Source organism: Burkholderia sp. DN3021, from assembly GCF_049805555.1.
Taxonomy (GTDB): Bacteria; Pseudomonadota; Gammaproteobacteria; order Burkholderiales; family Burkholderiaceae; genus Burkholderia; species Burkholderia pyrrocinia_C.
In genome coordinates, this window is sequence record NZ_JBNCAB010000014.1 from 1 (window position 1) to 25,619 (window position 25,619).

At 67.1% G+C, this 25,619-nt stretch carries 24 protein-coding genes; 13 read left to right on the top strand and 11 right to left on the bottom strand.

What is annotated here, in order from left to right:
* Together ACPUER_RS09805 and pbpC are read left to right on the top strand one after the other, a co-directional pair.
* Positions 1–600 (top strand): hypothetical protein (locus tag ACPUER_RS09805; RefSeq protein WP_425130968.1); only part of this gene is annotated, 600 nt, incomplete at its 5' end.
* Positions 601–607: 7 nt separating this feature from the next.
* Positions 608–2,845: a penicillin-binding protein 1C gene (gene pbpC, locus ACPUER_RS09810; RefSeq protein WP_425130969.1), complete on the top strand. Its 2,238-nt coding sequence runs from the start codon at positions 608–610 to the stop codon at positions 2,843–2,845.
* A 17-nt stretch (positions 2,846–2,862) separates the two neighbouring features.
* Here pbpC and ACPUER_RS09815 read toward each other — a convergent pair whose 3' ends face one another.
* Both ACPUER_RS09815 and ACPUER_RS09820 read right to left on the bottom strand, forming a co-directional pair.
* Positions 2,863–3,483 (bottom strand): LemA family protein, encoded by a 621-nt coding sequence (locus ACPUER_RS09815; protein ID WP_072438790.1) that lies wholly within the window; start codon positions 3,481–3,483, stop codon positions 2,863–2,865.
* Positions 3,484–3,573: 90 nt separating this feature from the next.
* Entirely contained in the window at positions 3,574–4,629 is a 1,056-nt protein-coding gene (locus ACPUER_RS09820) for a TPM domain-containing protein (RefSeq protein ID WP_425130970.1), read from the bottom strand.
* A gap of 561 nt (positions 4,630–5,190) precedes the next feature.
* Here ACPUER_RS09820 and ACPUER_RS09825 point away from each other — a divergent pair.
* On the top strand, positions 5,191–5,886 hold the full coding sequence (locus ACPUER_RS09825; RefSeq protein ID WP_425130971.1) for a hypothetical protein: 696 nt from the start codon (positions 5,191–5,193) through the stop codon (positions 5,884–5,886).
* A gap of 29 nt (positions 5,887–5,915) precedes the next feature.
* Here ACPUER_RS09825 and ACPUER_RS09830 read toward each other — a convergent pair whose 3' ends face one another.
* Both ACPUER_RS09830 and ACPUER_RS09835 read right to left on the bottom strand, forming a co-directional pair.
* On the bottom strand, positions 5,916–6,437 hold the full coding sequence (locus ACPUER_RS09830; RefSeq protein WP_425130972.1) for a GNAT family N-acetyltransferase: 522 nt from the start codon (positions 6,435–6,437) through the stop codon (positions 5,916–5,918).
* A gap of 92 nt (positions 6,438–6,529) precedes the next feature.
* Complete coding sequence (locus tag ACPUER_RS09835; protein ID WP_175959259.1) at positions 6,530–7,777, bottom strand: multidrug effflux MFS transporter; 1,248 nt, start codon at positions 7,775–7,777, stop codon at positions 6,530–6,532.
* A 369-nt stretch (positions 7,778–8,146) separates the two neighbouring features.
* Between ACPUER_RS09835 and ACPUER_RS09840 the strand changes: the two genes are divergently transcribed.
* Together ACPUER_RS09840 and ACPUER_RS09845 are read left to right on the top strand one after the other, a co-directional pair.
* Positions 8,147–9,007, top strand: coding sequence for an urea carboxylase-associated family protein (locus ACPUER_RS09840; RefSeq protein WP_175959260.1), 861 nt, complete (start codon positions 8,147–8,149; stop codon positions 9,005–9,007).
* Positions 9,008–9,085: 78 nt separating this feature from the next.
* Positions 9,086–9,760: a GntR family transcriptional regulator gene (locus ACPUER_RS09845; protein WP_175959261.1), complete on the top strand. Its 675-nt coding sequence runs from the start codon at positions 9,086–9,088 to the stop codon at positions 9,758–9,760.
* Positions 9,761–9,827: 67 nt separating this feature from the next.
* Here the strand turns inward: ACPUER_RS09845 and ACPUER_RS09850 are convergent, their stop codons facing one another.
* From ACPUER_RS09850 to ACPUER_RS09870, 5 genes are all read right to left on the bottom strand, one after another.
* Positions 9,828–10,226: an ectoine synthase gene (locus tag ACPUER_RS09850; RefSeq protein ID WP_425130973.1), complete on the bottom strand. Its 399-nt coding sequence runs from the start codon at positions 10,224–10,226 to the stop codon at positions 9,828–9,830.
* A 61-nt stretch (positions 10,227–10,287) separates the two neighbouring features.
* Positions 10,288–11,628 (bottom strand): amidase family protein, encoded by a 1,341-nt coding sequence (locus tag ACPUER_RS09855; RefSeq protein ID WP_425130974.1) that lies wholly within the window; start codon positions 11,626–11,628, stop codon positions 10,288–10,290.
* Positions 11,629–11,658: 30 nt separating this feature from the next.
* Positions 11,659–13,161 carry an amino acid ABC transporter permease/ATP-binding protein gene (locus ACPUER_RS09860; protein ID WP_425130975.1) on the bottom strand — a complete coding sequence of 501 codons (1,503 nt, stop codon included), beginning with the start codon at positions 13,159–13,161 and terminating at the stop codon, positions 11,659–11,661.
* A 102-nt stretch (positions 13,162–13,263) separates the two neighbouring features.
* A complete protein-coding gene (locus tag ACPUER_RS09865) occupies positions 13,264–14,106 on the bottom strand; it encodes an ABC transporter substrate-binding protein (RefSeq protein WP_425130976.1) in 843 nt (280 codons plus the stop codon).
* Between the two features lie 428 nt (positions 14,107–14,534).
* On the bottom strand, positions 14,535–15,431 hold the full coding sequence (locus tag ACPUER_RS09870) for a glutamate/aspartate ABC transporter substrate-binding protein (protein WP_425130977.1): 897 nt from the start codon (positions 15,429–15,431) through the stop codon (positions 14,535–14,537).
* Positions 15,432–15,868: 437 nt separating this feature from the next.
* Between ACPUER_RS09870 and ACPUER_RS09875 the strand changes: the two genes are divergently transcribed.
* The 4 genes from ACPUER_RS09875 (at position 15,869) to ACPUER_RS09890 (ending at position 21,822) form a co-directional block, all read left to right on the top strand.
* The gene (locus ACPUER_RS09875) at positions 15,869–17,527 is read left to right on the top strand and encodes a S8 family peptidase (protein WP_175959267.1); all 1,659 of its coding nucleotides are present in this window, start codon (positions 15,869–15,871) and stop codon (positions 17,525–17,527) included.
* 507 nt (positions 17,528–18,034) lie between these two features.
* Positions 18,035–18,193 (top strand): hypothetical protein, encoded by a 159-nt coding sequence (locus ACPUER_RS09880; RefSeq protein WP_175959268.1) that lies wholly within the window; start codon positions 18,035–18,037, stop codon positions 18,191–18,193.
* Positions 18,194–18,239: 46 nt separating this feature from the next.
* Positions 18,240–21,002 (top strand): magnesium-translocating P-type ATPase, encoded by a 2,763-nt coding sequence (gene mgtA / locus ACPUER_RS09885; protein WP_425130978.1) that lies wholly within the window; start codon positions 18,240–18,242, stop codon positions 21,000–21,002.
* Positions 21,003–21,078: 76 nt separating this feature from the next.
* Positions 21,079–21,822, top strand: coding sequence for a transporter (locus tag ACPUER_RS09890; protein ID WP_425130979.1), 744 nt, complete (start codon positions 21,079–21,081; stop codon positions 21,820–21,822).
* Between the two features lie 66 nt (positions 21,823–21,888).
* On the opposite strand, the gene ACPUER_RS09895 is transcribed toward ACPUER_RS09890, so the two are convergent.
* Both ACPUER_RS09895 and ACPUER_RS09900 read right to left on the bottom strand, forming a co-directional pair.
* Complete coding sequence (locus ACPUER_RS09895; protein ID WP_175959271.1) at positions 21,889–22,173, bottom strand: transcriptional regulator; 285 nt, start codon at positions 22,171–22,173, stop codon at positions 21,889–21,891.
* A 77-nt stretch (positions 22,174–22,250) separates the two neighbouring features.
* Positions 22,251–23,126 carry a LysR family transcriptional regulator gene (locus ACPUER_RS09900; protein ID WP_425130980.1) on the bottom strand — a complete coding sequence of 292 codons (876 nt, stop codon included), beginning with the start codon at positions 23,124–23,126 and terminating at the stop codon, positions 22,251–22,253.
* 51 nt (positions 23,127–23,177) lie between these two features.
* Between ACPUER_RS09900 and ACPUER_RS09905 the strand changes: the two genes are divergently transcribed.
* The 4 genes from ACPUER_RS09905 to ACPUER_RS09920 all read left to right on the top strand — a co-directional run bounded on the left by ACPUER_RS09905 (position 23,178) and on the right by ACPUER_RS09920 (position 25,579).
* On the top strand, positions 23,178–23,456 hold the full coding sequence (locus ACPUER_RS09905; RefSeq protein ID WP_175959272.1) for a hypothetical protein: 279 nt from the start codon (positions 23,178–23,180) through the stop codon (positions 23,454–23,456).
* A 231-nt stretch (positions 23,457–23,687) separates the two neighbouring features.
* Entirely contained in the window at positions 23,688–24,770 is a 1,083-nt protein-coding gene (locus ACPUER_RS09910; protein ID WP_425130981.1) for a serine hydrolase, read from the top strand.
* Between the two features lie 43 nt (positions 24,771–24,813).
* Complete coding sequence (locus ACPUER_RS09915; RefSeq protein ID WP_425130982.1) at positions 24,814–25,050, top strand: DUF7661 family protein; 237 nt, start codon at positions 24,814–24,816, stop codon at positions 25,048–25,050.
* Between the two features lie 73 nt (positions 25,051–25,123).
* Complete coding sequence (locus ACPUER_RS09920; protein WP_425130983.1) at positions 25,124–25,579, top strand: MarR family winged helix-turn-helix transcriptional regulator; 456 nt, start codon at positions 25,124–25,126, stop codon at positions 25,577–25,579.
* Positions 25,580–25,619: the final 40 nt, after the last annotated feature.

Below are 25,619 nucleotides of genomic sequence, written 5' to 3' on the forward strand. Positions count from 1 at the left end.
GCCGCGACCCGCGCCGCCGCCGCGCGCAGCGTGCTGATGCCGTGGCCGCGCGCGTCGCAGGCGCCGGCCACGCTGTCTGTCACGCAGGAAGGCACCGGGCGCCCGTGGGCGACGGTCGAGAGCCTCGCGGCCGTGCCGCTGCGCTCGCCGTTCGCGGCCGGCTACCGGATCACGAAGACCGTCACGCCGGTGTCGCCCGCCGTCAAGGGCGTGCTGACGCGCGGCGACGTCGTGCGCGTGCATCTCGACATCGATGCGCAGAGCGACATGACGTGGGTCGTCGTCAACGATCCGATCCCGTCCGGCGCGACGATCCTCGGTTCGGGCCTCGGCCGCGACTCCGAAGCGGCGACGCAGGGCGAAAAGACGCCCGACGGCGCGTGGCCGGCGTTCATCGAGCGCGACTTCGACGGCTACCGCGCGTACTACGACTATCTGCCGAAGGGCAAATTCTCGGTCGAGTACACGGTGCGGCTGAACAACGTCGGCACATTCGGATTGCCGCCGACGCGCGTCGAGGCGCTGTACGCGCCATCCGTGTACGGCCTGTGGCCGAACCCGCCGATGACCGTGAAGCCGGCCGACGCGGCCAAGCAGTGAGCGCGTGATGATCGATCGGGTTTTGCCGCGGCCGGCGCGTTTGGCCGGCCGCATATTCGTCGCCGTCGTGCTGGCCGCGCCGCTCGTCGCGCATGCGCTGCCGAGCTACGACGATGTGCGCCGCAACTGGCGCAGTTCCGACTGGGTGCTGCTCGCGCGCGACGGCACGCCGCTGCAGCGCACGCGCATCGACCTCACCGAACGGCGCGGCGACTGGGTGTCGCTCGCGGACGTATCGCCCGCTTTCCGCGAGGCGATCGTCGTCTCCGAAGACAAGCGCTTCTACGAACACAGCGGCGTCGACTGGCGCGGGATCGCCGGCGCCGCGTGGGGTAACCTGTGGAACGAGCGCACGCGCGGCGCGTCGACCGTTACGATGCAGCTCGCCGGGCTGCTCAGCGATTCGCCGCGCCGCTCGGGCCAGCGCTCGCTGCCGCAGAAGGCCACGCAGGCGATGAACGCGCTGCTGCTCGAACGCGGCTGGCGCAAGGACCAGATCCTCGAGGCGTACCTGAATCTCGTGCCGTTCCGCGGCGAGACGGTCGGGCTCGGCGCGCTGTCGCAGGTACTGTTCGGCAAGGCGCCGTCGGGCCTCGACGCGCGCGAAGCCGCGATCGCGGCCGCACTCGTACGCGCGCCCAACGCGACGGCCGCGAAGGTCGCCGAGCGCGCGTGCCGGATCCTGCGCGACATGCATGCCGAGCAGGCGTGCGCGTCGCTCGACGGCTACGTGCAGTTCGTCACAGCGCGTCCAACCAACGCCATACGCGACGACGGTGCCGCCCTCGCCCCGCACTTCGCGCGGCGCATCGCCGCCGAGGTCAGGCCGGCGGCCGGCGCGCAGGTCCGCACGACGCTCGATGCACCGCTGCAGCGCTTCGCGCGCGACACGCTGATGCGCGCGCTGACCGAACTCAACGCGCCCGCGCACCGGCGCAACGTGCAGGACGGTGCGGTCGTCGTGATCGACAACGCGACCGGCGAGATTCGCGCATGGGTCGGATCGTCGGGCGCGTTGTCGAGCGCGCGCGATGTCGATGCCGTGCTCGCGCCGCGCCAGGCCGGCTCGACGCTCAAGCCGTTCCTCTATGCGCAGGCGCTCGACGAAAAGCGGCTGACGGCCGCGTCGCTGCTCGACGACGCGCCGATCAACCTCGCCGCCGGCGGCGGCCTGTACATTCCGCAGAACTACGACAAGGATTTCAAGGGCTGGGTGAGCGTGCGCAGCGCGCTCGGCGGCTCGCTGAACGTGCCGGCCGTGCGCACGCTCGTGCTCGTCACGCCGCACCGCTTCGCGCGCACGCTGACCGCGCTCGGCCTGCCGCTCGCGCAGGAAGGCGACTACTACGGCTTCAGCCTCGCGCTCGGGAGTGCCGACGTCACGCTGCTGTCGCTGACCAACGCGTATCGCGCTCTCGCGAACGGCGGCGTCGCGCGCAAGGTCGTCGACCTGCCCGCGCCGGCACCGGCACCCGGCGCATCGGCGCCCGCGCGTACGGACAGCGGCACGCGCGTGTTCAGCGAGGCGGCCAGCTTCGTCGTTACCGACATCCTCTCCGACAACAATGCGCGCGTACGCACGTTCGGCTTCGACAACCCGCTCGCGACGCGCTTCTTCTCGGCGGTCAAGACCGGTACGAGCAAGGACATGCGCGACAACTGGACCGTCGGCTTCACGTCACGCTATACGGTCGGCGTGTGGGTCGGCAACGCGGACGGCTCGCCGATGTGGGACGTGTCGGGTGTCACGGGCGCGTCGCCCGTGTGGTCGGCCGTCGTCGGCTACCTGCACCGCGATCTGCCGAGCCGCGCGCCGCGCGCGCCGGCCGGCGTCGAGACGCGCCGCATCACGTTCGAGCGCGACATCGAGCCGGCGCGCAGCGAGTGGTTCATCGCGGGAACGGCGGTCGACACGATCCGGCTCGCCGCGCCCGTCACGCCGGGCAAGGACGGTGCGCGCGCGCCGCTGACGATCGGCGCGCCGACCGACGGCACGATCTTCGCGATCGACCCGGACATTCCGCCGAAGAACCAGCGGATCTGGTTCGAACGCTCGGCCGGGCGCGCCGCGCGGTTCGCGTGGCGGCTCGACGACAAGGTGATCGGGCATGCCGACCGCGTCGCGTGGATGCCGTGGCCGGGCCGGCACCGGCTCGAACTCGTCGACGCGCGCGGCAACGTCGCGGATGCGATCGGCTTCGAGGTGCGCGGCGCGTTCGCGAAGACGGCCGCGCGCAAGCCTTGAGCGCGTGAGCCGGCTGCTTACTGGCCGGCCGCGTTCGCCTTCTGCGGCTGCGCGGAGAAGTCCAGTGCCGGAGCTGTCGAGATCGACGCTTCGTTCGCAACGCTGAAGTTCGGGCGAGGCTGGTAGCCGAAGATCTTCGCGATCACGACGCCCGGGAACTGGCGGATCTGCACGTTGTAGTGCTGCACCGTCTTGATGTAGCGGCCGCGCGCGACCGCGATGCGGTTTTCCGTGCCTTCGAGCTGCGTCTGCAGGTCGCGGAACGCTTCGTTGGCCTTCAGCTCCGGGTAGCGTTCGGACACCACCATCAGCCGGCTCAGCGCGCCCGACAGTTCGCCCTGCCGTTGATCGAACGCCGCGAGCGCGGCCGGATCCTTCGCCATCTCCGGCGTCATCTGCACGCTGCCGACGCGCGCACGGGCCGAGGCCACCTCGGTCAGCACGCGCTCCTCGTGCGACGCATAGCCCTTCACCGACGCGGCGAGATTCGGCACGAGATCGGCGCGGCGCTGGTACTGGTTCAGCACTTCGGACCACGCCGCATTGATGTCCTCATCGGACGACTGGATCGCGTTATAGCCGCACCCCGCGAGCGGAGCCAGTAAGCAGCACACGAGCAGGATTCGAAACCATTTCATTGTTGGAGACTTCCGGTTGAGCGCTCCGGGCGGAGCGGTAGTGAAAAGAAACGTTGTTTGCGCAGGTGCGCTGCGTATGGCGCCTGGTGGTTACCAGCGACCCGATGCGCCCCCGCCGCCGCTCGACCCACCGCCGCCGCTGAACGAATCGGAATTCGACGAATCGGAGTCCGCGCGCGAGCCTGACGACGGCCATTTGAAACCGGATGACGACGAGGACGAAGACGACGAGCTTCCGCCCGTGAGCTTGTCGATGATTCCGAGGATCAGCGTCAGCACGCAAAATACCGTCACCAGGACTTCGCCGGGCGAATAGCCCATCCAGTGCCCGATCGCGATCAACGCCAGCAGCGTGCCGCCGATGATCGCCGCGTACTTGCGGATGGGTGCGGACCGGACGACACCGATGCCGAGCAGCCATGCCCCGACGCCCACGCTCGTCGGAACCAATGCCAGGGCCGCCAGGATCGCCTCGAGATTGCCGTCGAAGATCGCGCCGACCGGCAGCATCACGATCGGCACGATCGTCGCGACGAGATAGCTTGCCGGGAGCATCACCTGCCAGCGCAGCTTGCGCCACGCGGTCACGGCACCCAATGCGACGTTGGCCAGCCCGAGCAGGAGCCAGAACGTGAAACTGCCGTACTCGACCGGCGGGTTCTCGAGCAATCCGTTCGACATCCGCCGCTCATCGCCCGCCCGGCTGTCGCGGGACGCGAGGTCGGCCACCTCGTCATCCCGCCGTGCGTCGGTCGACGTAGCCATCTCCGGCGGCGTCATCTCGAGCGTGAGCGCAGCGACTGCATCGCTCACGCCGGCCTCGATCCGGTTCTCGCGAAACGCCGGCACGATCCGTTCGCGGATGATCCGGCCCGCGACAATGTCCGGAATTGCGCCTTCGAGCCCATAGCCGACTTCGATCCGCACGGTATGGTCGTTGAGCGCCGCGACGAGCAGCAGGCCGTTGTCGATCTTGCTCTCGCCTAGACGCCATTGCTCGAACACCGCAGTCGCGAACTGCTCGATCGTCGCGTGGCCCGTCGAGCCGACCAGCAGCACCGCCATCTGTACGCCGAGCCGGCGCTCGAGATCAGCGAGGCGCTCGGTCAGTTCGGTCGCGCATGCGGCGCTCAGCGCGCCGGTCATGTCCGTCACTCGGCCTTTCAGCGGCGGCGCCGCTTCGGGATCAGTGGCGACAGGATAAGTAGCCGCTGCTACAGCCGCGTGCGTGCAGGCCGATGGCGCCGACGCGGACGGTGCGCCGGCTGCCGACGCAATGGCGCCATCTGCGCCGCCGTCCGGCGCGGCGAACGCCAAACTGTAAAGGAGCGTTGCGCCCGTCAGCACGGCAGTCACCGCTTTCCCTATCCCGGTAAAGGCGATCGTGCTGCGCGTGCGCGTGGGGCGTCCGTCGTGTCGAGTCGTGCCTGCCCGCGATGCCGGATCGCCCTCGCAACCCGTCGGGCGCGGCCGCCCCGTCTGTCGTTTCAAGTTCATGTCGGAAACGGCACGCCTGCTCCCTCAGCAACGGCGCGTTCTCTCGTCGTTTTTAGTCGTCCCGCAGCATAACCAATTGCGAAGGGAACTGAAAGGTTTCCGGCTGGACAGGCAAACAGGCGAGCAGTTCGCGGATCGGGAATCTAGAATATGAACAGCGCCGCTTCTCCGGGCGCACCGGTTGCTTCCTTCTCCCGGACGCCCGCGACCATGAACATTCGCCATACACACTTCACCCGCCCCGCGCTGGGCGCGCTCTGCGTCGCAGCGCTCGCGACGCTCCAGGCCTGCAACGGCGACGCCTGCTTCGGCGTGGATGTCTGCTTCAACAACAACAACAACACGCAAACCGTCTCGCTGTCCGGCACGGCTGCCACGGGCAGCGCGCTCGCGAGCGCGCCGGTAGCGGTCAGTTGCGCGGCAGGCTCCGCGACGACGCTGACGGACGGCGGCGGCAACTACCGTGTGACGGTCAACGCCGCGCTGCCGTGCGTCATCACCGTGACGTCGGGCGGCACGAGCCTGCATTCGCTCGCGTACGCGGGCGGCACCTTCAACACGACGCCCGAAACCGAGTTGATGCTGGTCTATCTCGCGGCACAGCTCGGCACGAACACGGCCGGGCTGATCGGCAATTTCCAGGGCAATCTGCACTTCCAGCAGGTGATGGGCAGCCCGAACGCCGTGCAGGCCGCGCAATCCGCCGTCGTGACGAACCTGCAGCAGCGGTATGCGGTCACGCTGACGACGCCGGCGTTCCTGACCACGTCGTTCGTGGTCGGGCAACCGGGCGTCGACAGCGATCTCGGTGCGTTGGCGAAAGCGGGCGCGATCGATTCGAATGGATTGCCGGATCCGGTCGCCGTTTCGCTATTGACGCAGGCCGGCGCCGCGCATCCGCTGTAAGCGGCCTGCGGCGCGCAAGGAACCAAACGTCAGGCGCCCGCTTCGTTCTCGTCGTCGGCCAGCAGCGCCCACCGTTCGTGGTCGCGCCATTCGCCGCCGATGCGCAGATAGCGCGGCGAAAACCCCTCTTTCCGGAAACCGAGCCGCCGAACCAGCGCGATCGACGCGTGGTTGCCGGGCTGGATGTTCGCTTCGAGCCGATGCAGCCCGAGCTCGCCGAACGCGACGCCGATCGTCGCGCGCAACGCATCCGTCATCAGCCCCTTGCGGCTGCAATCCGCCATCCCGTAGTACCCGAGATACGCGCTCTGAAACACGCCGCCGACGATCTCGTTGAGGTTCACCACACCGACCACCGCCCCGGACGCCCGTTCCCGCGCGACGAGGCCGATATTCGGCCCCGTCAGACAGCGGGCGAACCATTGGTCGAATCCTGCCTGATCGGTGAACGAGTCGACCCACGGCAGATGGTGGCTCCGGCTCGCGCGGTTGGCGACGATCAGGTCGGCGGCGTCGGATCGGGCGACGCGGTTCAGCAGGATCAGGCTCATGGTTCGGTCGGACGCGGTATGTGGCGCAAGCGGTCCGGCGAGCGAGGCCGTTCGCCCGCGTCGCCACCGCTCGCGATCGATCAACGAAACGCCTACGCGGCTTCCCCACTCCCGCACACGACGGTCGCGGCCTGCTGCTGCGTCAGATACCGCAGCAGCTTCGTCACCATCCATACGACGATGAACGACAGCGCGACGAAAAACACCGCGAGCGGCGTCAGCACGTGGATCGACACGAAGCCGGCCAGCCCCATCATCGCGGACGACACGAGCAGCAGCGCACACCCGAGGATCGCGCTCGTCAGGCCGGCGATATGCGGAAACAGCGAATTGCCCTTGGCCATCAGCGTCGGATACATCGCGCCCGCGCAGAAGCCCATCACGAGCACCGGCGTCGCGAGCGTCCACACGCGCAGGCCGACGGTCAGCGCCAGCACCAGCATCGCGACCGACGCACCCGCCATCACGCGCGCGCCGATGCGCAGCCGTTGCTCGGCGCTCGGCAGCCCGCGCCCGTGAATCCGGTTCGACAGCCCGCCGAGGAAATACATCAGGCCAATGCCGAGCGCGAGATAGCCGAAGAAGGTCGGCGGTTTGTGCAGCGTGGTCTGCACCATGAACGGCCCGACGATGTTGAACACGAGCAGGATGCTGTAGCACAGCCCCTGCGCGAGGAAACAGCTCTGGAACACCGGGCTCGCCAGCACCTTGCCCGCGTTCGCGATCAGCGTGCGCGGCTCGAGATGCACCGGTTTCGGCAAGGTTTCCCGATAGCGCCACAGCAGCGCCCACATCACCAGCGAGTAGACGAGCAGAAACACGAGGCAGGCGCGCCAGCCGAACCATTCCTGCAGGTGCGCACCGATCACCGGCGCGACGATCGGTGCGAGCCCCCATGCGATCGACATGTACGTGAACGCGTGCATCAGCGCCTGGCCGGAGAACGAATCGGTGATGATCGCCTTCGCCAGCAGGTTGGTGGTCGCGATCCCGAAACCCTGCAGGCAGCGCGCCAGCACGAACGTCTCCAGGTTCTGCGCGCCGAGCGACAGCAGGCAGCCGAGCGTGTAGATCACGAGCCCGAACGCGAGCACGCGCTTGCGCCCGTACGCGTCGGCGATCGGGCCGAAGATGAGCTGGCCGAGCGCGTAGGCCGCCATGTAGCCGGACACGCTCGACTGGATCGCCTGCGGCGTCGTCGCGAACGAACGCGCCATGTCGGGCAGCGCAGGCACGTAGATATCGATCGCGAGCTGGCCCGCGGACGCGAACAGGCAGATCAGGAACAGCAGGAAGCGCGGCGAATTCGGCTCGCGCGCGGGAGTGAGCGTGGCGTTCATGACGACTGGGAAGGATTCGGGCGGCGACGACGCGGCGCGACCCGTGTGTTCGCATTGTGAACACGCGTGCGCAGCGTGCCGGGTCGCATATTGTGCCTGTTGTTACGGCAACCGATGCGATTCCCATGGCGCGGGCGAGGTTGAACGTCCATCGGGGCATGCCCGGACACACTCGCCGAGCCGCGTGCACATTCGTCCGCCGCCCCCGTACTTTCCACCCATTGACACGCCTCCCCGCCTTCGCCCTATACTCCCCGCAGCGCCACTAATTGTTGAACAATCCAACATGCTCGTTGACGCCTGACCGGCCACCGACAAGGATTTCGGCCGGATATCCACGTCTGCAAATTTCCCCGAGAGCACCGCGTCATGTCGAACTATCCCGCCGCCTATCAGGTCACCAAAGGGTCCGTCCTGAACGTCGACCGGTCCTTTTACTCCGCGATCGCGCAACGCAAGGACGCGCGGCAACGCATCGAATCGCACGTCGTGCCGATTCGCAGCGGCTTCGCGTGGACGGTGCCTGCCGGTCACGTATTCCGCATCGTCACGCTGGAAGGTCCGCAGGTCGCCGACTTCAACATGTGGAACCTGCACAATCCGCGCGAGCGCATGTGGGCGTCGCGCACGCGCCAGCTGCAGGCGGCGCACGTGACGACGTTCGACCGCATCTGGTCGACGCTGCCCTACCTGCGCCCGATGGTCACGATCACCGACGACACGCTTGCCGGCTATGGCGTCGACGGCGACGGCGGCCGCGTGCACGACCTGCTCGGCACGCGCTGCGATCCGTACGTCAACAAGTTGCTGACCGGCGAGGACTTCCATTTCCACTGCCACTCGAATCTCGTGCGCGCGGTCGCGCCGTACGGGCTGACCGAATTCGACGTGCACGACGTGCTGAACGTGTTCCAGTGCACGGGCCTGAACGACGACGACAAATACTTCATGAAGGCCTGCCCCGCGCAGGCGGGCGACTATCTCGAGTTCTTCGCCGAGATCGACCTGCTGTGCGCGATGTCCACGTGTCCGGGCGGCGACCTGTCGGTGCCGATGTGGGGCCCCGATGCGCGCGACCCGATCGACGTGTGCCGGCCGCTCGGCGTCGAGGTATATCGGCTCGATCCGGGCCTGCTGGAAGGCTGGTCGTCGCCGCCCGTCGCGCCGTACAAGGGCCTGCACGGGATGCAGCCGCCCCAGGCAGACTGGCAGCACGGCAAGACCGTGTGACACAGCCCGTAGAATGACGCAACGCCGCCGGCCGGCGACGCCGGCGGCATACGATCAGGAGAGGAGCAAACGAACAGCATGGCAAGCGAAAAAGCGCGGGGACAATCGGTCGCCGACCGGATCAGCCATCAACTGCGCGAACACATCATCAGCGGCAAGCTGCCGCCCGGCACGGCGCTGATCGAGATGGACCTCGCGGCCGAATACGATACGTCGCGCAACTCGCTTCGCGAAGTCCTGCACCAGCTCGGCCGCGAAGGGCTCGTCACGTTCGTGCGGCACAAGGGTGTCGTCGTACGCACGCTCAATCGCCAGGACGTGCGCGATCTCTATGTCGCGCGCCGCACGCTCGAACTGCATGCGCTGAACACGGCCGAACTCGCACAGCCGGCGCTGCTCGAGAAAATGCAGGCGGCCATCGGCGCCGCCGAGCGCGAACTCGACAAGGAGAACTGGCAGGCCGTCGGCACGCACAGCCTGCGGTTTCACCAGCATATCGTCGCACTGCAGAAGTCGACGCTGCTCGACGAGTTCTTCCGGACCATCTCGGCACAGCTGCGCCTCGTATTCGCGTCCGATCCCGACGAGAAGCGCGTGCAGACGGCCGACTGGATCCAGCGCGAATACCGGATCTACGAACTGCTCACGCAGAACCGTCGCAGCGAAGCCGTCACCGCGCTCGCACGCTATCTCGACGATTCCGAGCGGATGCTGCTCGACGCGATCAGGCGCAGCCAGCGCGACGCGGCCTGAGCCGGCGTCCTGCCTCCTGCATGCGTGCCACGCAACGCGGCACGCACGAATCCGGCATCGAACGCCGTCACGCTTCTTCGCCCGCCGGCAGCGCGTAGCTGCCGTCGTCGCGATGCGTCTCGAGCCCCGTCAGCGGCGGATTGAACACGCATACGAGATGCAGATCGCCGCGCGTCGCCCGCAGGATGTGCGGATCGTTCAGGTTCAGCGCGTAGATCGTGCCGGGCGTGATCCGGTGCACGTCGCCGGTCGCCGTTTCGACGACTTCCCCTTCACCAGCCACGCAGTAGTTGGTTTCGAAGTGATGCTTGTAGTGCAGATGCAACTCCGCACCCTCATGCACGCGCGTCTCGTGAACGGAATAGCCGACGCCGTCCTGCTTGACGATCATGCGCTTGCTGTCCCAGCCCGGGCCGTGCGCGTGGCGTTCGGTATGGGCGATATCGGCTGACCTTACGACGATCATGAGCACCTCTGAATAATAACGATGAGAAATGGCAAGACGATGCTTGCCGCCGGAACTCGGTTCATTCGGAATCCGTCAATGCGCGTTCGACCAGCACCGCCACATCGAGCAGCCACGCGTCGTCGCCGCGGCGGCCTGTCAGCAACAGGCCTATCGGCTGCTTCTGTCGACAGTCGCCCGGCACACTGATGCTCGGCAGGTCCAGCCGGTTCGCAAATTCGGTCAGACGGAATGCGCGTGCGTTCGCCGCGAGATATGTGGCCTCGTCCGCCAGATCGGCAATGCGCGGCGGCAGCATCGGCACCGTCGGCGTCAGTACCGCATGCGCATCGCCGAGTTCCGTGTGGTACGCATCGGCCAGCGCCGCCAGGCGCAACAGCGCGGCCGCGTAGTCGTGAGCGCGCACGTACTCGCCAGCCGCGATGCGCGGGCCGACGAGCGGATCGTAGCGATCCGCGGCCGTTTCCAGCAGCGTGCGATGCAGCATGAACGCTTCAGCCGCGATGACGCCTCCCGCCCGCGCGGCGGCGCCGGCCTCGACCGCACAATCGAGCCGCTTGCGCTCGATGCGCGCGCCCTGTGCGGATAGCCGCGACAGCCACGTGTCGAATGCCTGTCCGACTGCCGGGTCGACGTCGTCCGTCGCGAAGCGCTCGGGGACGATGAAATGCAGGTCCTTGATGCTCGCCGGTACGGGCCGGCCGGCGGCGCGACCATGCAGCACCGCATCGACCCGCCGGCACATGCGAGCCGTCGCGGCCAGGATCCCCGGCACGTCGAACGTCGTCGACAGGAAACGCATGCCCGCATCGGGATAGCGGCCGCGCGACGGCTTGAAGCCAGCCACGCCGCAGAACGCGGCCGGAATGCGCGCCGAACCGCTCGTGTCCGAGCCAATCGACAGATCGGCCGCGCCGAGCGCCACCGACACCGCCGCGCCCGAACTCGATCCGCCGGCCACGCGCTCGCGTCGCGCATCGAGCGGCGTCGCGGGTGTACCGTATGCGCGGTTCACGCCGAGCGCGCCGTACGCGAACTCGGTCATCGCGGTTTGCGCAATTCGCACCGCGCCGGCGCGGCGCAGCGCTGCCACGAGCGCGGCATCGGTTCGCGCAGGCGGGTCGCCGGCCAGGACAAGTGAGCCGGCGTGCGTGACCCAGCCTTCGCAATCGAAACACGCCTTGACCGTCAGCACCGCGCCGGCCAGCGGCACGGCGGACGCATCGCGGCGTGCTGATGCATCCGTTGCACGCGCGTCGTCCAGCGCCGCTTTGTCGCGCCGTGCGAGCCACGCCGTCCCGATGTCGTCAGGATGTGCATCGGCACGCGCGAGGCTGGTACGCAACCGTTCAACGCACGCCTGCCCGTTCGCGTCGGGATGCCGTAAATCAGAAGCGTCCATTGTCGTTCCTCGCCGATCGCTCGTTGCGGTTCATGCGAAATGGACGTGCCGCAGAAAGTCCTTCACGCGCGCATCGGCGCTGGCACGAATCCTCTCGGGCGGCACGTCGTACAGGATCCGGCCGTTCTCCATGAAGACGATCCGGTCGGATACCTTGAATGCAAAGTTCATCTCGTGCGTCACGATGATCATCGTCATCCCCTCCTTCGCGAGCGTCTCGACCACTTTCAATACTTCGCCGACGAGCTCCGGATCGAGCGCCGACGTCGGCTCGTCGAACAGCATGATCGACGGCCGCGTGGCGAGCGCCCGCGCGATCGCCACACGCTGCTGCTGGCCGCCCGACAGCTGATGCGGGTACTTGTTCGCATGGTCGAGCATCCCGACTTTCGACAGCAGCGACAGTGCCTGCAGCCGGATCGCCTCCGTATCCGCCTGCCGGTGATAGCACGGCGCCATCATCACGTTCTGCAACGCCGTGCGATGCGGGAACAGGTTGAAGCTCTGGAACACCATGCCGATGTCGAGGATCCGGTCGTGCGGCACGCGCGGCGGATGCGCGCCCGACGCACGAATGAATGGCTCGCCGTACAGATCGATCTCGCCCGCGTTCACCGGCGCGAGGCCGTTGACGGTGCGGATCAGCGACGTCTTGCCCGAACCCGACGGGCCGATGATCGATACGACCTGCCCCGGCGCGACATCGAGATGGATATCCTTCAGCACTTCGTGACGACCGTAGCGCTGCTGGATGCCTTTCAGCCGCAACGCGAATTCGGCACTCGCGCGCTTTCGCGGCGCGCCGGCCGGCGTCGACAGCGGCAGTGCGATGGTCGCGGGGCCCGCCTGGGCCGGCGTGCGGCGGCTGACGTCGAGGTGCCGTTCGAGATAACCGAGCAGTCGGCTGAACACCGTGACGATCAGCACGTAATAGAACGCGACTGCCAGCATCGTTTCGAACACGAGGAAGTTCTGCGTGTACAGCCGCTGCCCGACGAGCAGGATCTCGGCGAGCGAGATCACCGACACGAGCGAGGTCAGCTTCACGATCGTGATGAATTCGTTCGCGAGCGCGGGCAGCGCGACGCGAATCGCCTGCGGCATCACGATCATCCGCTGGATACCCGTGAAACGGATGCCGAGCGCGCGGCCGGCTTCGAGCTGCCCGCGCGGCACGGACAGGATCCCGCCGCGATGGATCTCCGCGAAATAGGCGGTCTCGCTCAACACCATCGCGATCAAGCCGGCCGTGGATGGATCGGACAGCACCGCGCTGGTGGCGGGAAACACCTGCGGCAGGTTGTAGATGAACACAAGCAGCACGAGCAGCGGCAGGCTGCGGAAGAACCAGATATACACGCTCGCGGCGCGCTTCAGACCAGTTCGGTGCGACTGCCTCGCGAGCGCCACCGGAAAGCCGAGCAACACACCGAGTAACCAGGCGGATACGCTGAGCTTCACGACGACGACGCAGGCGCGCCAGAAATCCCTGTCCCACAAGAGTTGTAACGCGTAGTGCCAATCGAACTGCATCGAAGACTCCTCAACCGCCGATAGGTGATGCAAGCGCCCGGCGCGGGTCGCGCGTCCGGGCGGGCGAGCGCGCCGGCCCGGCGCGCGGTTGCCGCTTCGCGACTACTTCGCCGTGCCGAGCGCGTTCGCGACGTCGGCATCGGTCGGCGCCTGCAACCCGTACTTCTTCACGAGACTGTCGTACTCGCCGCTGTGCTTCGCCTCGTCCAGCGCCCCCTCCAGCGCGCGCAGCAGACCCGCGTCATCCTTCGTCACGCCGAGGCCGATGACGATCGGGTACAGCAGCGTCGTCGAGCTGAGCTCGACACGGCCGTTCGTCTGCTTCGGAATGCCCTGCGCGACGGCCGCATCCTCGATCTGCACGTCGACGGCCCTCGACATCAGCGCGGACGTCGCTTCCGGCGAGGTCGGAAACTCGAGCATCGCAATCTCGCCGCGACCGGCCGCCTTGCATGTGTCCTGCGAGACCACGCGCAGCTTCGGCGTCCACGACGCGCCCTTGATCGTGCCGACGCGCTTGCCGCACAGGTCCTGCGGCGTTTTCGGCAGGTATGCGCCGCCCTTCGCGACGAGCAGCGACGCGCCCGTCTTCAGGTACGGCACGAAATCGACCTGCTTCAGGCGATCGGGCGTCACGTAGAGTGCCGACGCAACGACGTCGAAGCGGCGCGCCTTCATCCCGAGGATCAGGTCGGGGAAGCGCGTATCGAGGAAGACAGGCTCAAGCTTCAGGTGGCGCGCGAGCAGCCGCGAAAACTCGGCGTCGAAGCCGGCCGGCTTGCCGCCGTCCAGGTACGCGTAAGGCGGATACGTCAAGTCGGAGCCGACCAGGAGCGTGCCGGGCCGCACCGTCTGCAGCGATGCCGCCGACACGAGCGAGCACGCGAAAGCCAGCGGCACAAACACGCCGCCGAGAAAACGTCGAAACGAGAACTGACCGGGCATGGCATGGCTCCTGAGGTTTTTCGGCTCCTGCGCATAGACGTCAAAACGCCTCCCGCGCACCGCCACATGCGGCTTTGCGAGATTTTTCACCGAAGATTGTTGAACAATTTCGGCCGATTCTGACCAGTTAAAATTGATAACTGAATCCGGGTTTACGCGAGAAACGGCGTCACCGTGCGCGAATCATCCGCGCACGCATGCGCCGTCGTCCGGTGCCGGACGCGAGTTTCAGGACGGGGAGAAATGAGCGGGAGAAGGCGGCGATCCCCTGGGATCACCGCCGAGGTGTGCGCGCCCATTGCGGACGCAACGATTTCTGCAACGCAGCCGAGATGAAAGCCGACTCGTCAGCCGGCATACGCGGCGCGCATCGACTGCATGGACCGGCAGAACGACGCACCGGCCCCTGCCACACTGCTAGATCACGATCAATACTGCGCCTGGTCAGTCGGATTCCTGAACAACTGTTTCATCTCCGCCGACAGCGGATAGTCGAGGCTCACGCCCTTCGGCGGAATCGGCTGCGTAAACCACTGGTTGTAGAGCTTCTCGGCCGCGCCCGACGTCTGCATCTTCGCGATCACGCCGTCGACCACATGCTTGAACGGCGGATCGTCCCTGCGCATCATGCATGCGTAGTTTTCGTGGACGAGCGGCGTGCCCGTCACCGCGTACGCGCCCGGGTTGCGGTCCTTCGCGATCTCGCCGTACAGCAGCGGTTCGTCCATCACGAACGCCACCGCGCGCCCGGTCGTGACGTTCATGAACGCTTCGGCGTGATCCTTCGCGCTGATGATCGTCATGTTCATCCCTTTCTCTTCGTTGAGCTTGCGCAGCAGGCGCTCGTCCGACGTGCCGGCCGTCGTCGCGACCGTCTTGCCGGCCAGGTCCGAGAAATCCTTCACGCCCGAATCCTTGCGCGTGCTGAAGCGGATGCCATAGAGAAAAATGCTGTTCGAGAACGCGGCCTGTTTCTGCCGCTCGAGCGTGTTCGTCGTCGATCCGCATTCGAAATCGATCGTCCCGTTCTGCAGCAGCGGAATCCGGTTCTGCGACGTGATCGGAATCTCCTTCACCGTGAGGTTCGGCAGGTTCAGTTCGGTCTTCAACTGGTCGATGATGCGCGACGCGATGTCCCGCGAGTAGCCGATGTTCTTCTGCTGGTTGTCCGAATACGAGAACGGCACCGACGATTCGCGAATGCCCAGCGACACGATGCCCGTGTCCTTGATCTTCTTCAGCGTACCGGTGAGGGCCTGCGCATGCGCGGCGCCCGCCAGCGCACAGGACAGCGCGACAGCCAGCCAACGGAAGCGGCGATCCATGCTTTTCTCCTGACGAAACGTTGATCGAATCGCGATCGTACGCCCGACAAAATTCGCACCGTATCAGGGAAAGCGTCAGGCGCCCTTCACTGCTGCGACTAATGTCGGCTACGCCGCGGGCAGCCGTTTTCCGTGGCGCGCAAAAACGCCCGCGCCCGCGCGTTTCGCCCGACCGGCCGCTTGCGGGCTCGACCCCATCTTCTGTGCCACTCGTTCCAAACGCGCGTTCATGCTGCAATGCCGCAACGTAATCGTTTGCGTCTTGCTCTTTTTTCACACAAAACATACTCAAGAAGCCGCCACAGCGGCCGTTACCCAGTGCATGGCGCGTCGCAGCAACCCCGCCGCGACCACCAGACAAAAAACGACAAGGTCCGGTTTTGCCGGACCGGGCACACCGCCGGCACGACGGTTCTATACGAGGATCGACTTTCAACATGAAAGCCAAACGTTTCAATTTCGCGCTGGCGCGTTCCGCTCATGCGCGCATGCTCGCCGGCATGTTGTCTGCCGCCGCCCTCCTGCCCCTCGCCGGCTGCGGCGGCGGAGGCGGCGACGGCAGCAACCCGTCGCCGACCAACGCGGCACCGGCCCCGACGCCGGCCCCCGCGCCCACCCCGACGCCCGCCCCCACGGCCCCGCCCACCACGTCCGGCAGCAACGCCTGCACGACCCAGCAAGCCGCCGTGCAGATGGCCGCCCAGACCACGCCCGACGAGCCGCCGGTCGACCACCTGATCGTCAAGCTGAAGACGCTGACGGCCACGCGTGCGATGGCGGCCATCGACGACGGCACGCGGCTCGATGCGGTGATCCAGCGTTCGATGACACGCTGGACGGCGCCGACGGCGACCGGCGCCGCACGTGCGTATGCGGCCTCGACGACGCAAACGCCGCTGAACGTGCAGGTCGAGCGGACGATCTCGAACGGCGCGGCCGTGCTGTCGCTCGGCCAGCGTGTCGCGGCCGCCGACGCGACGGCGCTCGCGCAGACATTCGCCGCCGACGCCGACGTCGACTACGCGGAACCGGATCACCCGATGAAGGTCCGCGACACGCCGAGCGACCCCAGCTACAGCCAGCAGTGGTATCTGTCCGATCCGACCGCCGGCGTGGACCTGCCGCCCGCATGGAACACGACCAAGGGTTCGCCGACCGTCGTCACGGCCGTGCTCGACACCGGCTATCGGCCGCACCCCGACCTCGTCGGCAACCTGCTGCCCGGCTACAGCTTCATCACCAACGTCAACACCAGCAACAACGGCGTGTCGCGCGGCTCCGACGCGACCGACCCGGGCGACTGGGTCACGCAGCAGGAACTCGACAACACGAGCGGCCCGTACTATCACTGCGCGAGCGAACCGAGCGCCAGCAGCTGGCACGGCACGCGCGTGATGGGCGTGATCGGCGCGACCGCCAACAACGGCATCGGCATCGCCGGCGTGTCGTGGCTCGGCCGGATCCTGCCGGTGCGCGTGCTCGGCAAGTGCGGCGGCGTGACGAGCGACATCGCCGACGCGATGCGCTGGGCGGCCGGCATTCCCGTCACCGGCGTACCGACAAACCCGACGCCCGCGAAAATCATCAACCTGAGCCTCGGCGGCGTCGGAGCATGCAGCACGACGTTCCAGCAGGCGATCGACGACGTGAACGCGAAGGGCGTGACCGTCGTCGTCGCCGCCGGCAACGACGGCCTGTCGACCGGGCTCGACCAGCCCGCGAACTGCCGCGGCGTGATCAGCGTCGGCGCCACCGACGCGACCGGCCGCCGCGCATCGTTCAGCAACTTCGGCGCCAACATCACGCTGAGCGCGCCGGGCGTCAACATCCTGTCGACGGCCAACAGCGGCACGACGACGCCGGGCGGCGACACCTACGGCCCGGCGAGCGGCACCAGCCTCGCGACGCCGCAGGTGACGGGCGTCGCCGCGCTGATGCTCGCGGTGAACGGCAACCTCACGCCCGCGCAGATCCAGCAGAAGCTGCAAGGCGGCACGCGCGCGGCGAAGCTGGCGGCCGGCACGTCGTGCACCGCGATGCCGGCGGGCTCGGGCATTCTCGATGCAGGGGCCGCCGTCGCGGCAGCCAACCGGTAACCGGCGCCCTGCCTCGACGCAGCCGCGCGCATGCCGACATGGCGTGCGCGCGGTTTGTTTTTTTCCGGCGGCCGGCGATCCGGCGATCGCCTCATCGACCCGTTCCGTTTCTCGAAATAACACCTGACAAAAAGGTTGACGCTTCGCACGACGAGCCTTTACCATCGCCCCCGTCTGATTACATGGAGTGTTCTGTGAACACCGATGCGAGTTGTAGTTGGTGCTCGACCAACTTGACTGCTGCCTGAGGAAAACGCGCAGAGCCTCGTCTTCTGCCGCATCCCGGGAAGCAGGATGCGGCGTCCTTCCGGCCTGACCGGCCAGATTCCCCGCCGAATTTTTCGATGTTGTCGAATGCACGCGACGCGCCGTCGCGCGTGTGCGTTCGTATTGCGCGCGGCGCCAGCCGCGTGCGTTTTCCGTTCGCGTGCCGTCCGGCCGCGCGCCTTCGTGCGTGCGCGGCTGCCGATCGCCCGTGCCGATGACTCGCAACCGACAGGAGTGCAGATGAACTCAGACGACAGTAGTCGATTACCGCTCGCCGGTGCGACGCTGCGCATCGTCCGTCCGACCGCACTCCGCGCGCCGGCGAGCGTTCCCGCCTTTACCGATCCACAGCCGATCGCGTTTGACGCGACGCGGCGGGGAGCGCTCGTGCGTCGATAACGTCACGGCCGCTCCCCGCCCGCCGCCTCGCGCGCCAGGAGCGACCATGACACAACGAAACCATTCTCAGAAAAAACAGCGCGGCTTCATCAAGACCGGCCCCGGTCAGCAGAACGAACCGCGCATCATGCGCGCCGCGCAGGAAGCGGCCCGCCCGCTCGAAGACACGCTGAAGTCGCTGCGCACCAGCACGCGCGGCCTCACCTACGGCCAGGCCGCCGACCGCCTGCAGCACCACGGCCCGAACGAAATCGCGCACGACAAGCCGCCGCACTGGTCCCGCCAGTTGCTGATGTCATTCCACAACCCGTTCGTCTACGTGCTGCTGGTGCTGGCCGCCATCAGCTTCTTCACCGACGTCTACTTCGCGGCGCCCGGCGATCGCGACTACGTCGGCATGACGATCCTGCTGACGATGGTCACGATCAGCGCGCTGCTGCGCTTCGTGCAGGAATTCCGTTCGCTGCGCGCGGCCGAGAAGCTCAAGGCGATGGTCCGCACGACGGCCACCGTGCAGCGCGCGATCACCGATACCGCCGAGCCGGCGCGCCGCGAGGTGCCGATGCGCGAGGTCGTGCCGGGCGACATCGTGCACCTGTCGGCCGGCGACATGATCCCCGCCGACGTGCGCCTGCTCGCGTCGCGCGACCTGTTCATCAGCCAGGCCGTGCTCACGGGCGAAGCGCTGCCCGTCGAGAAATACGACACGCTTGGCGCGGTGGCCGGCAAATCGGCGAGCACCGGCACGGCCGGCGCGACGAACGATGCGTCGACGCCGCTGCTCGATCTCGAGAACGTCTGCTTCATGGGCACCAACGTCGTCAGCGGCACGGCGACGGCTGTCGTCGTCGCGACCGGCGAAGACACGTACTTCGGTTCGCTTGCGCGCAACGTCGTGAGCCACAAGCGCATCGAGACGAGCTTCGACCGCGGCGTCGCGAGCGTGAGCTGGCTGCTGATCAAGTTCATGTTCGTGATGGTGCCGATCGTGTTCATGATCAACGGCCTGACCAAGGGCGACTGGCTGAGCGCACTCACGTTCGCGCTCGCGGTGGCCGTGGGTCTCACGCCCGAGATGCTGCCGATGATCGTCAGCGCGAACCTCGCGCGCGGCGCGATCGCGATGGCGCGCCGCAAGGTCGTCGTCAAGCGGTTGAACTCGGTGCAGAACTTCGGCGCGATGGACGTGCTGTGCACCGACAAGACCGGCACGCTCACGCAGGACAAGATCATCCTCGAACACCACCTCGACCTGTCAGGTCACAAAAATGAGGAAATCCTGCGGCTCGGCTGGCTGAACAGCTTCCACCAGAGCGGCCAGAAGAACCTGATCGACATCGCGGTCGTTGCACGCGCCGACGAGATCGGCGAACGCGCGAAGCCGCAGGGCTACAAGAAGATCGACGAGCTGCCGTTCGACTTCGTGCGCCGCCGCCTGTCGGTCGTCGTCGAGGATACGCGCGGCACGCACCTGCTGGTCTGCAAGGGCGCGGTCGAGGAAATGCTGGCCGTCTCCACGCATGTGCAGGATGAAGACGGCGTGCGCCCGCTCGACTTCGTCGCGCGCAAGCGGCTGCTCGAACGGGCCAACGCGTACAACGAGGACGGCTTCCGCGTGCTCGTGCTCGCAACGCGCACGATCCCGCGCGGCGACGAACGCGAGCAGTACCGCACCGCCGACGAACGCGATCTCGTCGTGCGCGGCTTCCTGACCTTCCTCGATCCGCCGAAGGAGTCGGCCGCGCCGGCACTCGCCGCGCTGCGCGAGAACGGCGTCGCGGTGAAGGTGCTGACGGGCGACAACCCGACCGTCACGATGAAGGTGTGCCGCCAGGTCGGCCTCGAACCCGGCAAGCCGATCCTCGGTGCGGAAATCGAGGCGCTCGACGACGCAACGCTCGCGCAGGTCGTCGAACGCACGACCGTGTTCGCGAAGCTCACGCCGCTGCAAAAGGCGCGCATCGTCAAGGCGCTGCAGGCGAACGGGCACACGGTCGGCTTCCTCGGCGACGGCATCAACGATGCGCCCGCGCTGCGCGACGCCGACGTCGGCATCTCGGTCGACAGCGGCGCCGACATCGCGAAGGAAACCGCCGACATCATCCTGCTCGAAAAGAGCCTGATGGTGCTCGAGGAAGGCGTGATCAAGGGCCGCGAGACGTTCGGCAACATCCTGAAGTACCTGAACATGACCGCGAGCTCGAACTTCGGCAACGTGTTCTCGGTGCTCGTCGCCAGCGCGTTCCTGCCGTGGGAGCCGATGCTCGCGACGCAGCTGCTCGTGTTGAACCTGGTCTACGACACGTCGCAGATGCTGCTGCCGTGGGACAAGATGGATCCCGAGTTCCTGAAGAAGCCGCGCAAGTGGGAAGCCGGCAACATCAGCCGCTTCATGCTGTGGGTCGGGCCGACGTCGTCCGTGTTCGACATCACGACCTACGTGCTGATGTGGACCGTGTTCGGCGCGGGCGCGATGTATCACCTGCACGGCGGCACGGGCGGCCAGATCGTGATGAACTCGGGCTGGTTCATCGAGAGCCTCGTATCGCAGACGCTCGTGGTGCACCTGCTGCGCACGCAGAAGATCCCGTTCCTGCAAAGCACGGCCGCGCTGCCGGTGCTGCTGTCGACGTTCACCGCGATCGCGATCGGCTGCTGGCTGCCGTTCTCGCCGTTCGCGGATGCGCTCGGCTTCATGCACCTGCCGGGCACCTTCTGGCTGTGGCTCGCCGCGACGATGGTCGGCTACATCCTGCTCGCGCAGATCGTCAAGACGATCTATGTGCGCCGCTACAAGCAGTGGTTCTGATTCCGTTCGGATAACGACGTGCCGGCCCGCGCAACCCGCGCGAGCCGGCCGCTCACGATGCAATACGGGTGAAGCAATGAAAAGAATCCTTCCGCTCGCAGCCGCGAGCGCACTCCTCGCACCGCTCGACGCCTATCCGGCCCACCCGCTCGTCAGCGACGATACGGGCACGCAGGGCAATGCGAACTGGCAGTTCGAGTTCAACGCCGAGGAAACCTCGAGACAGGAAGACAGCGGCCGCCACCAGCTATGGAACGCGACGCTCACGCGCGGGTTCGGCGAACACGTCGACCTCTACGTCAACACGCCTTATACGCATCTGCAAACACGCACCGACGAAAACGGCGCAGGCATCGGCGATGTCGAGATCGGCATGAAATGGCGCTTCGTCGAACGCGGGCCGCTGTCGCTCGCGCTGAAACCGAAGGTGACGATGCCGACCGGCAACGACAGTCGCGGGCTCGGCACGGGCCGCGTCGGCACCGGCGCGACGCTGCTCGCACAGGCCGACGTCGCGCGCTTCTCGCTGCTCGCGAATGCGGGCCTCGCGTACCAGCCGAATCGTCAGGGCGACCTGACGTCGATCTGGGCCGTGTCGGGCGCGGCGATCTACAAGGCGACCGACCGGCTGCAGCTCGTGGTCGACGTCGGCACGTCGCGCAACACCGAAAGCACCGCCGGCGCGAATCCGGCGTTCGTGCTCGCGGGTGCGATCTATTCGCCAACGCGCTGGCTCGATCTCGACATCGGCTACCGGCGCGGGCTGAACGACCAGACCTATCGTCATTCGGTGATGGGCGGCGTGACGGCGCGCTGGTGATACACAGGCTGGCGCGACGTATGCGTCGGGCCGCAACACGACGGGCCGCATCAGCGGCCCGTTCCTTTATCCGGCGTCGTTCGCGCCGAACAGTTGCGCGCACACGGTGCGCCCTTCGTCGGTCAGCGCGGCGCTGCCGGTGCCGTCCTCGTTCAGCGTCGTCGCGCTCAGGCCCGCGGCATCGAGCTGCGTCAGCACGCGGCGCAAAGTGCTCATCGGCAGTTGCGCGCGCTTCGCGATCTTAGGCAGCGACCATATCTTGCCGGCCGGATCGCTCGCGGCCTCGTTCAGCGTCGCGAGCGTCGCAACGAGTGCGGGATCGAGCGGGGATTCGTCGGATTCTGAAGTCATCGGTTCGGGTTCGTGAGCCGGTGCCGGGCCGGCATTCATTCAGGATGAGGATGCATTCGCGAGCACTATACGCCGCGTCACGCACCCTTGATCGCGGCACGCATGAACGACACGAAATGCGTCGTGACGGGATCGTCGCGACCCGACAGCCACGCCAGCCCCACGCGCCACTTCGCGTCCCTGCCGTCGAGCGGCAGCACCGTCGCGTCGCGCAGCAGGTACTGCGCGTGCGACGGGATGAACGCGACGCCGACGCCGGCCGCGACCGACGTCAGCACCGACTGCACATCTTCCGCCTGCTGCGTCACGTGCGGCACGAAACGGCGCTCGACGCACCATCGGTCGATCTGCGCGGCAAGCCCCGGACCGCGCGCCCGCTGCAGTGCGATGAAGCCGATCTCGTTGAGCACGTCGAGGTCGGCCGGCACGCGCTTGAAGCCGAGGTGCGGCGGCACCGCGAGCGCGAGCCCTTCGTCGATCACCTTGAACGACGACAGCCCGTCGTCGGACGGCAGGCGCAGGAAGCCGGCGTCGAGCTTGCCCGCGCGCAGCCGGCGCGTCTGCTCGGACGACGACAGGTCGCTCAGCGTGACGGCGATGCCCGGATTGCGGCGACGAAATTCCGCGACCAGCTTCGGCACGAGCGTCAGCACGGACAGGCAGATGCCAAGCCGCAGATGCCCGCGCTGCCCGCTGGTCGCCTCCCGCGCACGCGCGAGGATCTCGTCGGCATCGCGCACGAGCGCCTGCGCGTCAGGCAGGAAGCGTTCGCCGAACGGCGTCAGCTCCGCGCCGTGCCGCCCGCGCTCGAACAGCTTGCCGCCGAGGCTCGCCTCGAGCGCGCCGATCTGCTTGCTCAGTGCCGGCTGGCTCATGTGCAACGCATCGGCCGCGCGGCTGAAATGGCACAGCTCGGTGACCGTCAGGAACGTTCGCAGCAGTTTCAGTTCCATTCTTGAAGGGAATCATAATGATCGAAATATTCATTTTACTGATCGAATGCAATGACGTTCAATACGGGCATGCCCTTCCCGGAATTTACTGTCATGTCACTAGATCGCGTGTCCGAATGCGTCGCGGCCCCATCCTGCGATGGCGCGGTTTCAAACGAACGCACCGCCGCCGTCGATACGCGCGCACCGAAGCGTCGTGCCGAACGCAGCGACGGACGCAGCCGCCGTTTTCGCTTCGGCGATGCGATCGAAGACGCGCCGCCACGCGCCGTGACGGGTTCGATCGCGATCAGTTTTGCGGTCGTGTCGCGGCGGATCTGGCCGCGCTGAACTGCGCCGCATCCTGCGGTGTGCCGCCGCGGAACGGCACGCCTTTACGATTTTTCACGGCATGCGTGCCGTTGATCGGCAGCAAAATAACGACACGAATCTGCGTGCATCACGCGCCATTGCGCGCGATCCAATCGTCATCGCCACGCGATCGACCGTATAATTTCCCGCACCCGCTGACCGACCACGCATTCCGCGCAGCCGCATCGCGCGTGAAAAGGAGACTTTCGCTTGACCGGCCTCATCGCGCGCCTGCCTCGCGCCCGGACCACCCTGATCCTCGCCCTCTCGTTCCTGCTGCTCGCGTTCGCCGCGAACGCGTCCGCGCAGCGCGCGCAGCCGCATCGCACCGCGCATGCCCACGTGCATGCGAAAGCCGTCAAGAAGAAACCTGCCCACCGCAAGATCAAAGCCGTCAAGCATCGCCGCACGCACGCGAAGCATCGTGCAGTCAAGCGTCATGCGACGCCCGCCCCGCAGCATCGCCGCGCGAAGCGCACGACCGCCGTACGCCCGCGCCCGGCGGCCGCCAAACCGCGTCTGATGGCAAGCTGCGGCTATAACCCGCGCGCGGTCAGGTCGTTGCATTCACGCGCGGCCTATGTGCTCGACGTCGACTCCGGCACGCCGCTGCTGGCCCGCAATGCGCGCACCGTGCGGCCGATCGCGTCGATCTCGAAGCTGATGACGGCCGTCGTCGCACGCGACGCGGATCGTCCGCTGAACGGCGTGCTGCGCGTCACCGCGCACGATCGCGACACGATCAAGTTCACCGGCTCGCGATTGCAGGTAGGCTCGGAGCTGTCGCGCCGCGACATGTTCCATATCGCGCTGATGTCGTCCGAAAACCGCGCGGCAGCCGCGCTGAGCCGCGACTATCCGGGCGGGCGCGCCGCGTTCGTCAAGGCGATGAACCGCGAAGCGCGCCGGCTCGGCATGCGCAACACGCACTTCAGGGAGCCGACCGGCCTGTCGCCGCACAACGTGTCGACGGCCGAGGATCTCGCGAAGCTCGTCGGCGCGGCGGCGCAGGATCCGCTGATCCGCTATTTTTCGACGGATACGTCGACCACCGTGCGCCCCGGCGACGGCGAGCTGCTGTACGTGAACTCCGACCCGCTCGTCCGCTACCGCCGTCTGCCGATCCGGCTGCAGAAGACGGGCTTCATCAACGAATCGGGGCACGGCGTCGTGATGCGCATGCGCGTGAAGGGCCGCCGCGAAACGGTAGTGCTGCTCGGCGCGCCGACGCGCGCCGGCGTATCGAGCGACGCACTCAAAATCCATCGCTGGCTGACCTGCTCGATCCAGTAAGCGCGCACAGGCGGCCGGCGCGTTCACCCTACGGAGCGATGCCATGCAGGACGAATATCGCTTCAGCGCATTCGGACGGCTGCTCGCCGTCGTGCGTGCGAACGGCCGCTGGACCGTGTTCGATCTCGGCGCCGAAGGCAAGCGGCGCCCGGCCGACCTGCAGATTCCGCCCGCGCTCGCCGCGGACGAACTCGCGCAATATCTCGGCGACCTGCTGCACGAGAACGCCACGCCTAAATACAGCGAAGTCGTGCCGGTCGCCCTGCCGCGCCGCACGTAACCGCGTGCCGGGCGGTGCCGCGATCTGCCGGCCAATTCGACAGTTAAACTTGCAAGTTTAACTGTCGTGTTCTATGATCCGCCGCATGAACCCGCCACGCAAACCCGGCGTTTCCGCCGACCTCGTCGCCGCCGACCTGACCCTCGCGGTCGGCCAGTTGATCCGCCGGCTGCGCTCCGAGATCGAATCCGAAGGGCTCGGCATGTCCCAGACGAGTGCGCTCGCGCGGCTCGAACGGCACGGGCCGATGACGACCGCCGATCTCGCGCGCGCCGAGGCGATGAAGCCGCAGTCGATGAAGGCGATCCTCGCGAGCCTCGAGGAAGAAGGTCTCGTCGAACGCGAACCGCATCCGACCGATGGCCGCCAAATCCTGTTCATGCTGACCGCCGCTGGCCTCCACGCACGCCGCAAGCGCAATGCCGCGAAGCACAAGTGGCTTGGCGCGGCGATCGAAAGGCTCGACCCCGAAGACATCGACACGCTCGCCGCCGCGATCCCGCTGATTCGCCGCATCGGCGAGCAATGACCCCGGCCTGCCCGCCACGCGGCATTCGCGCGCCCGCCTT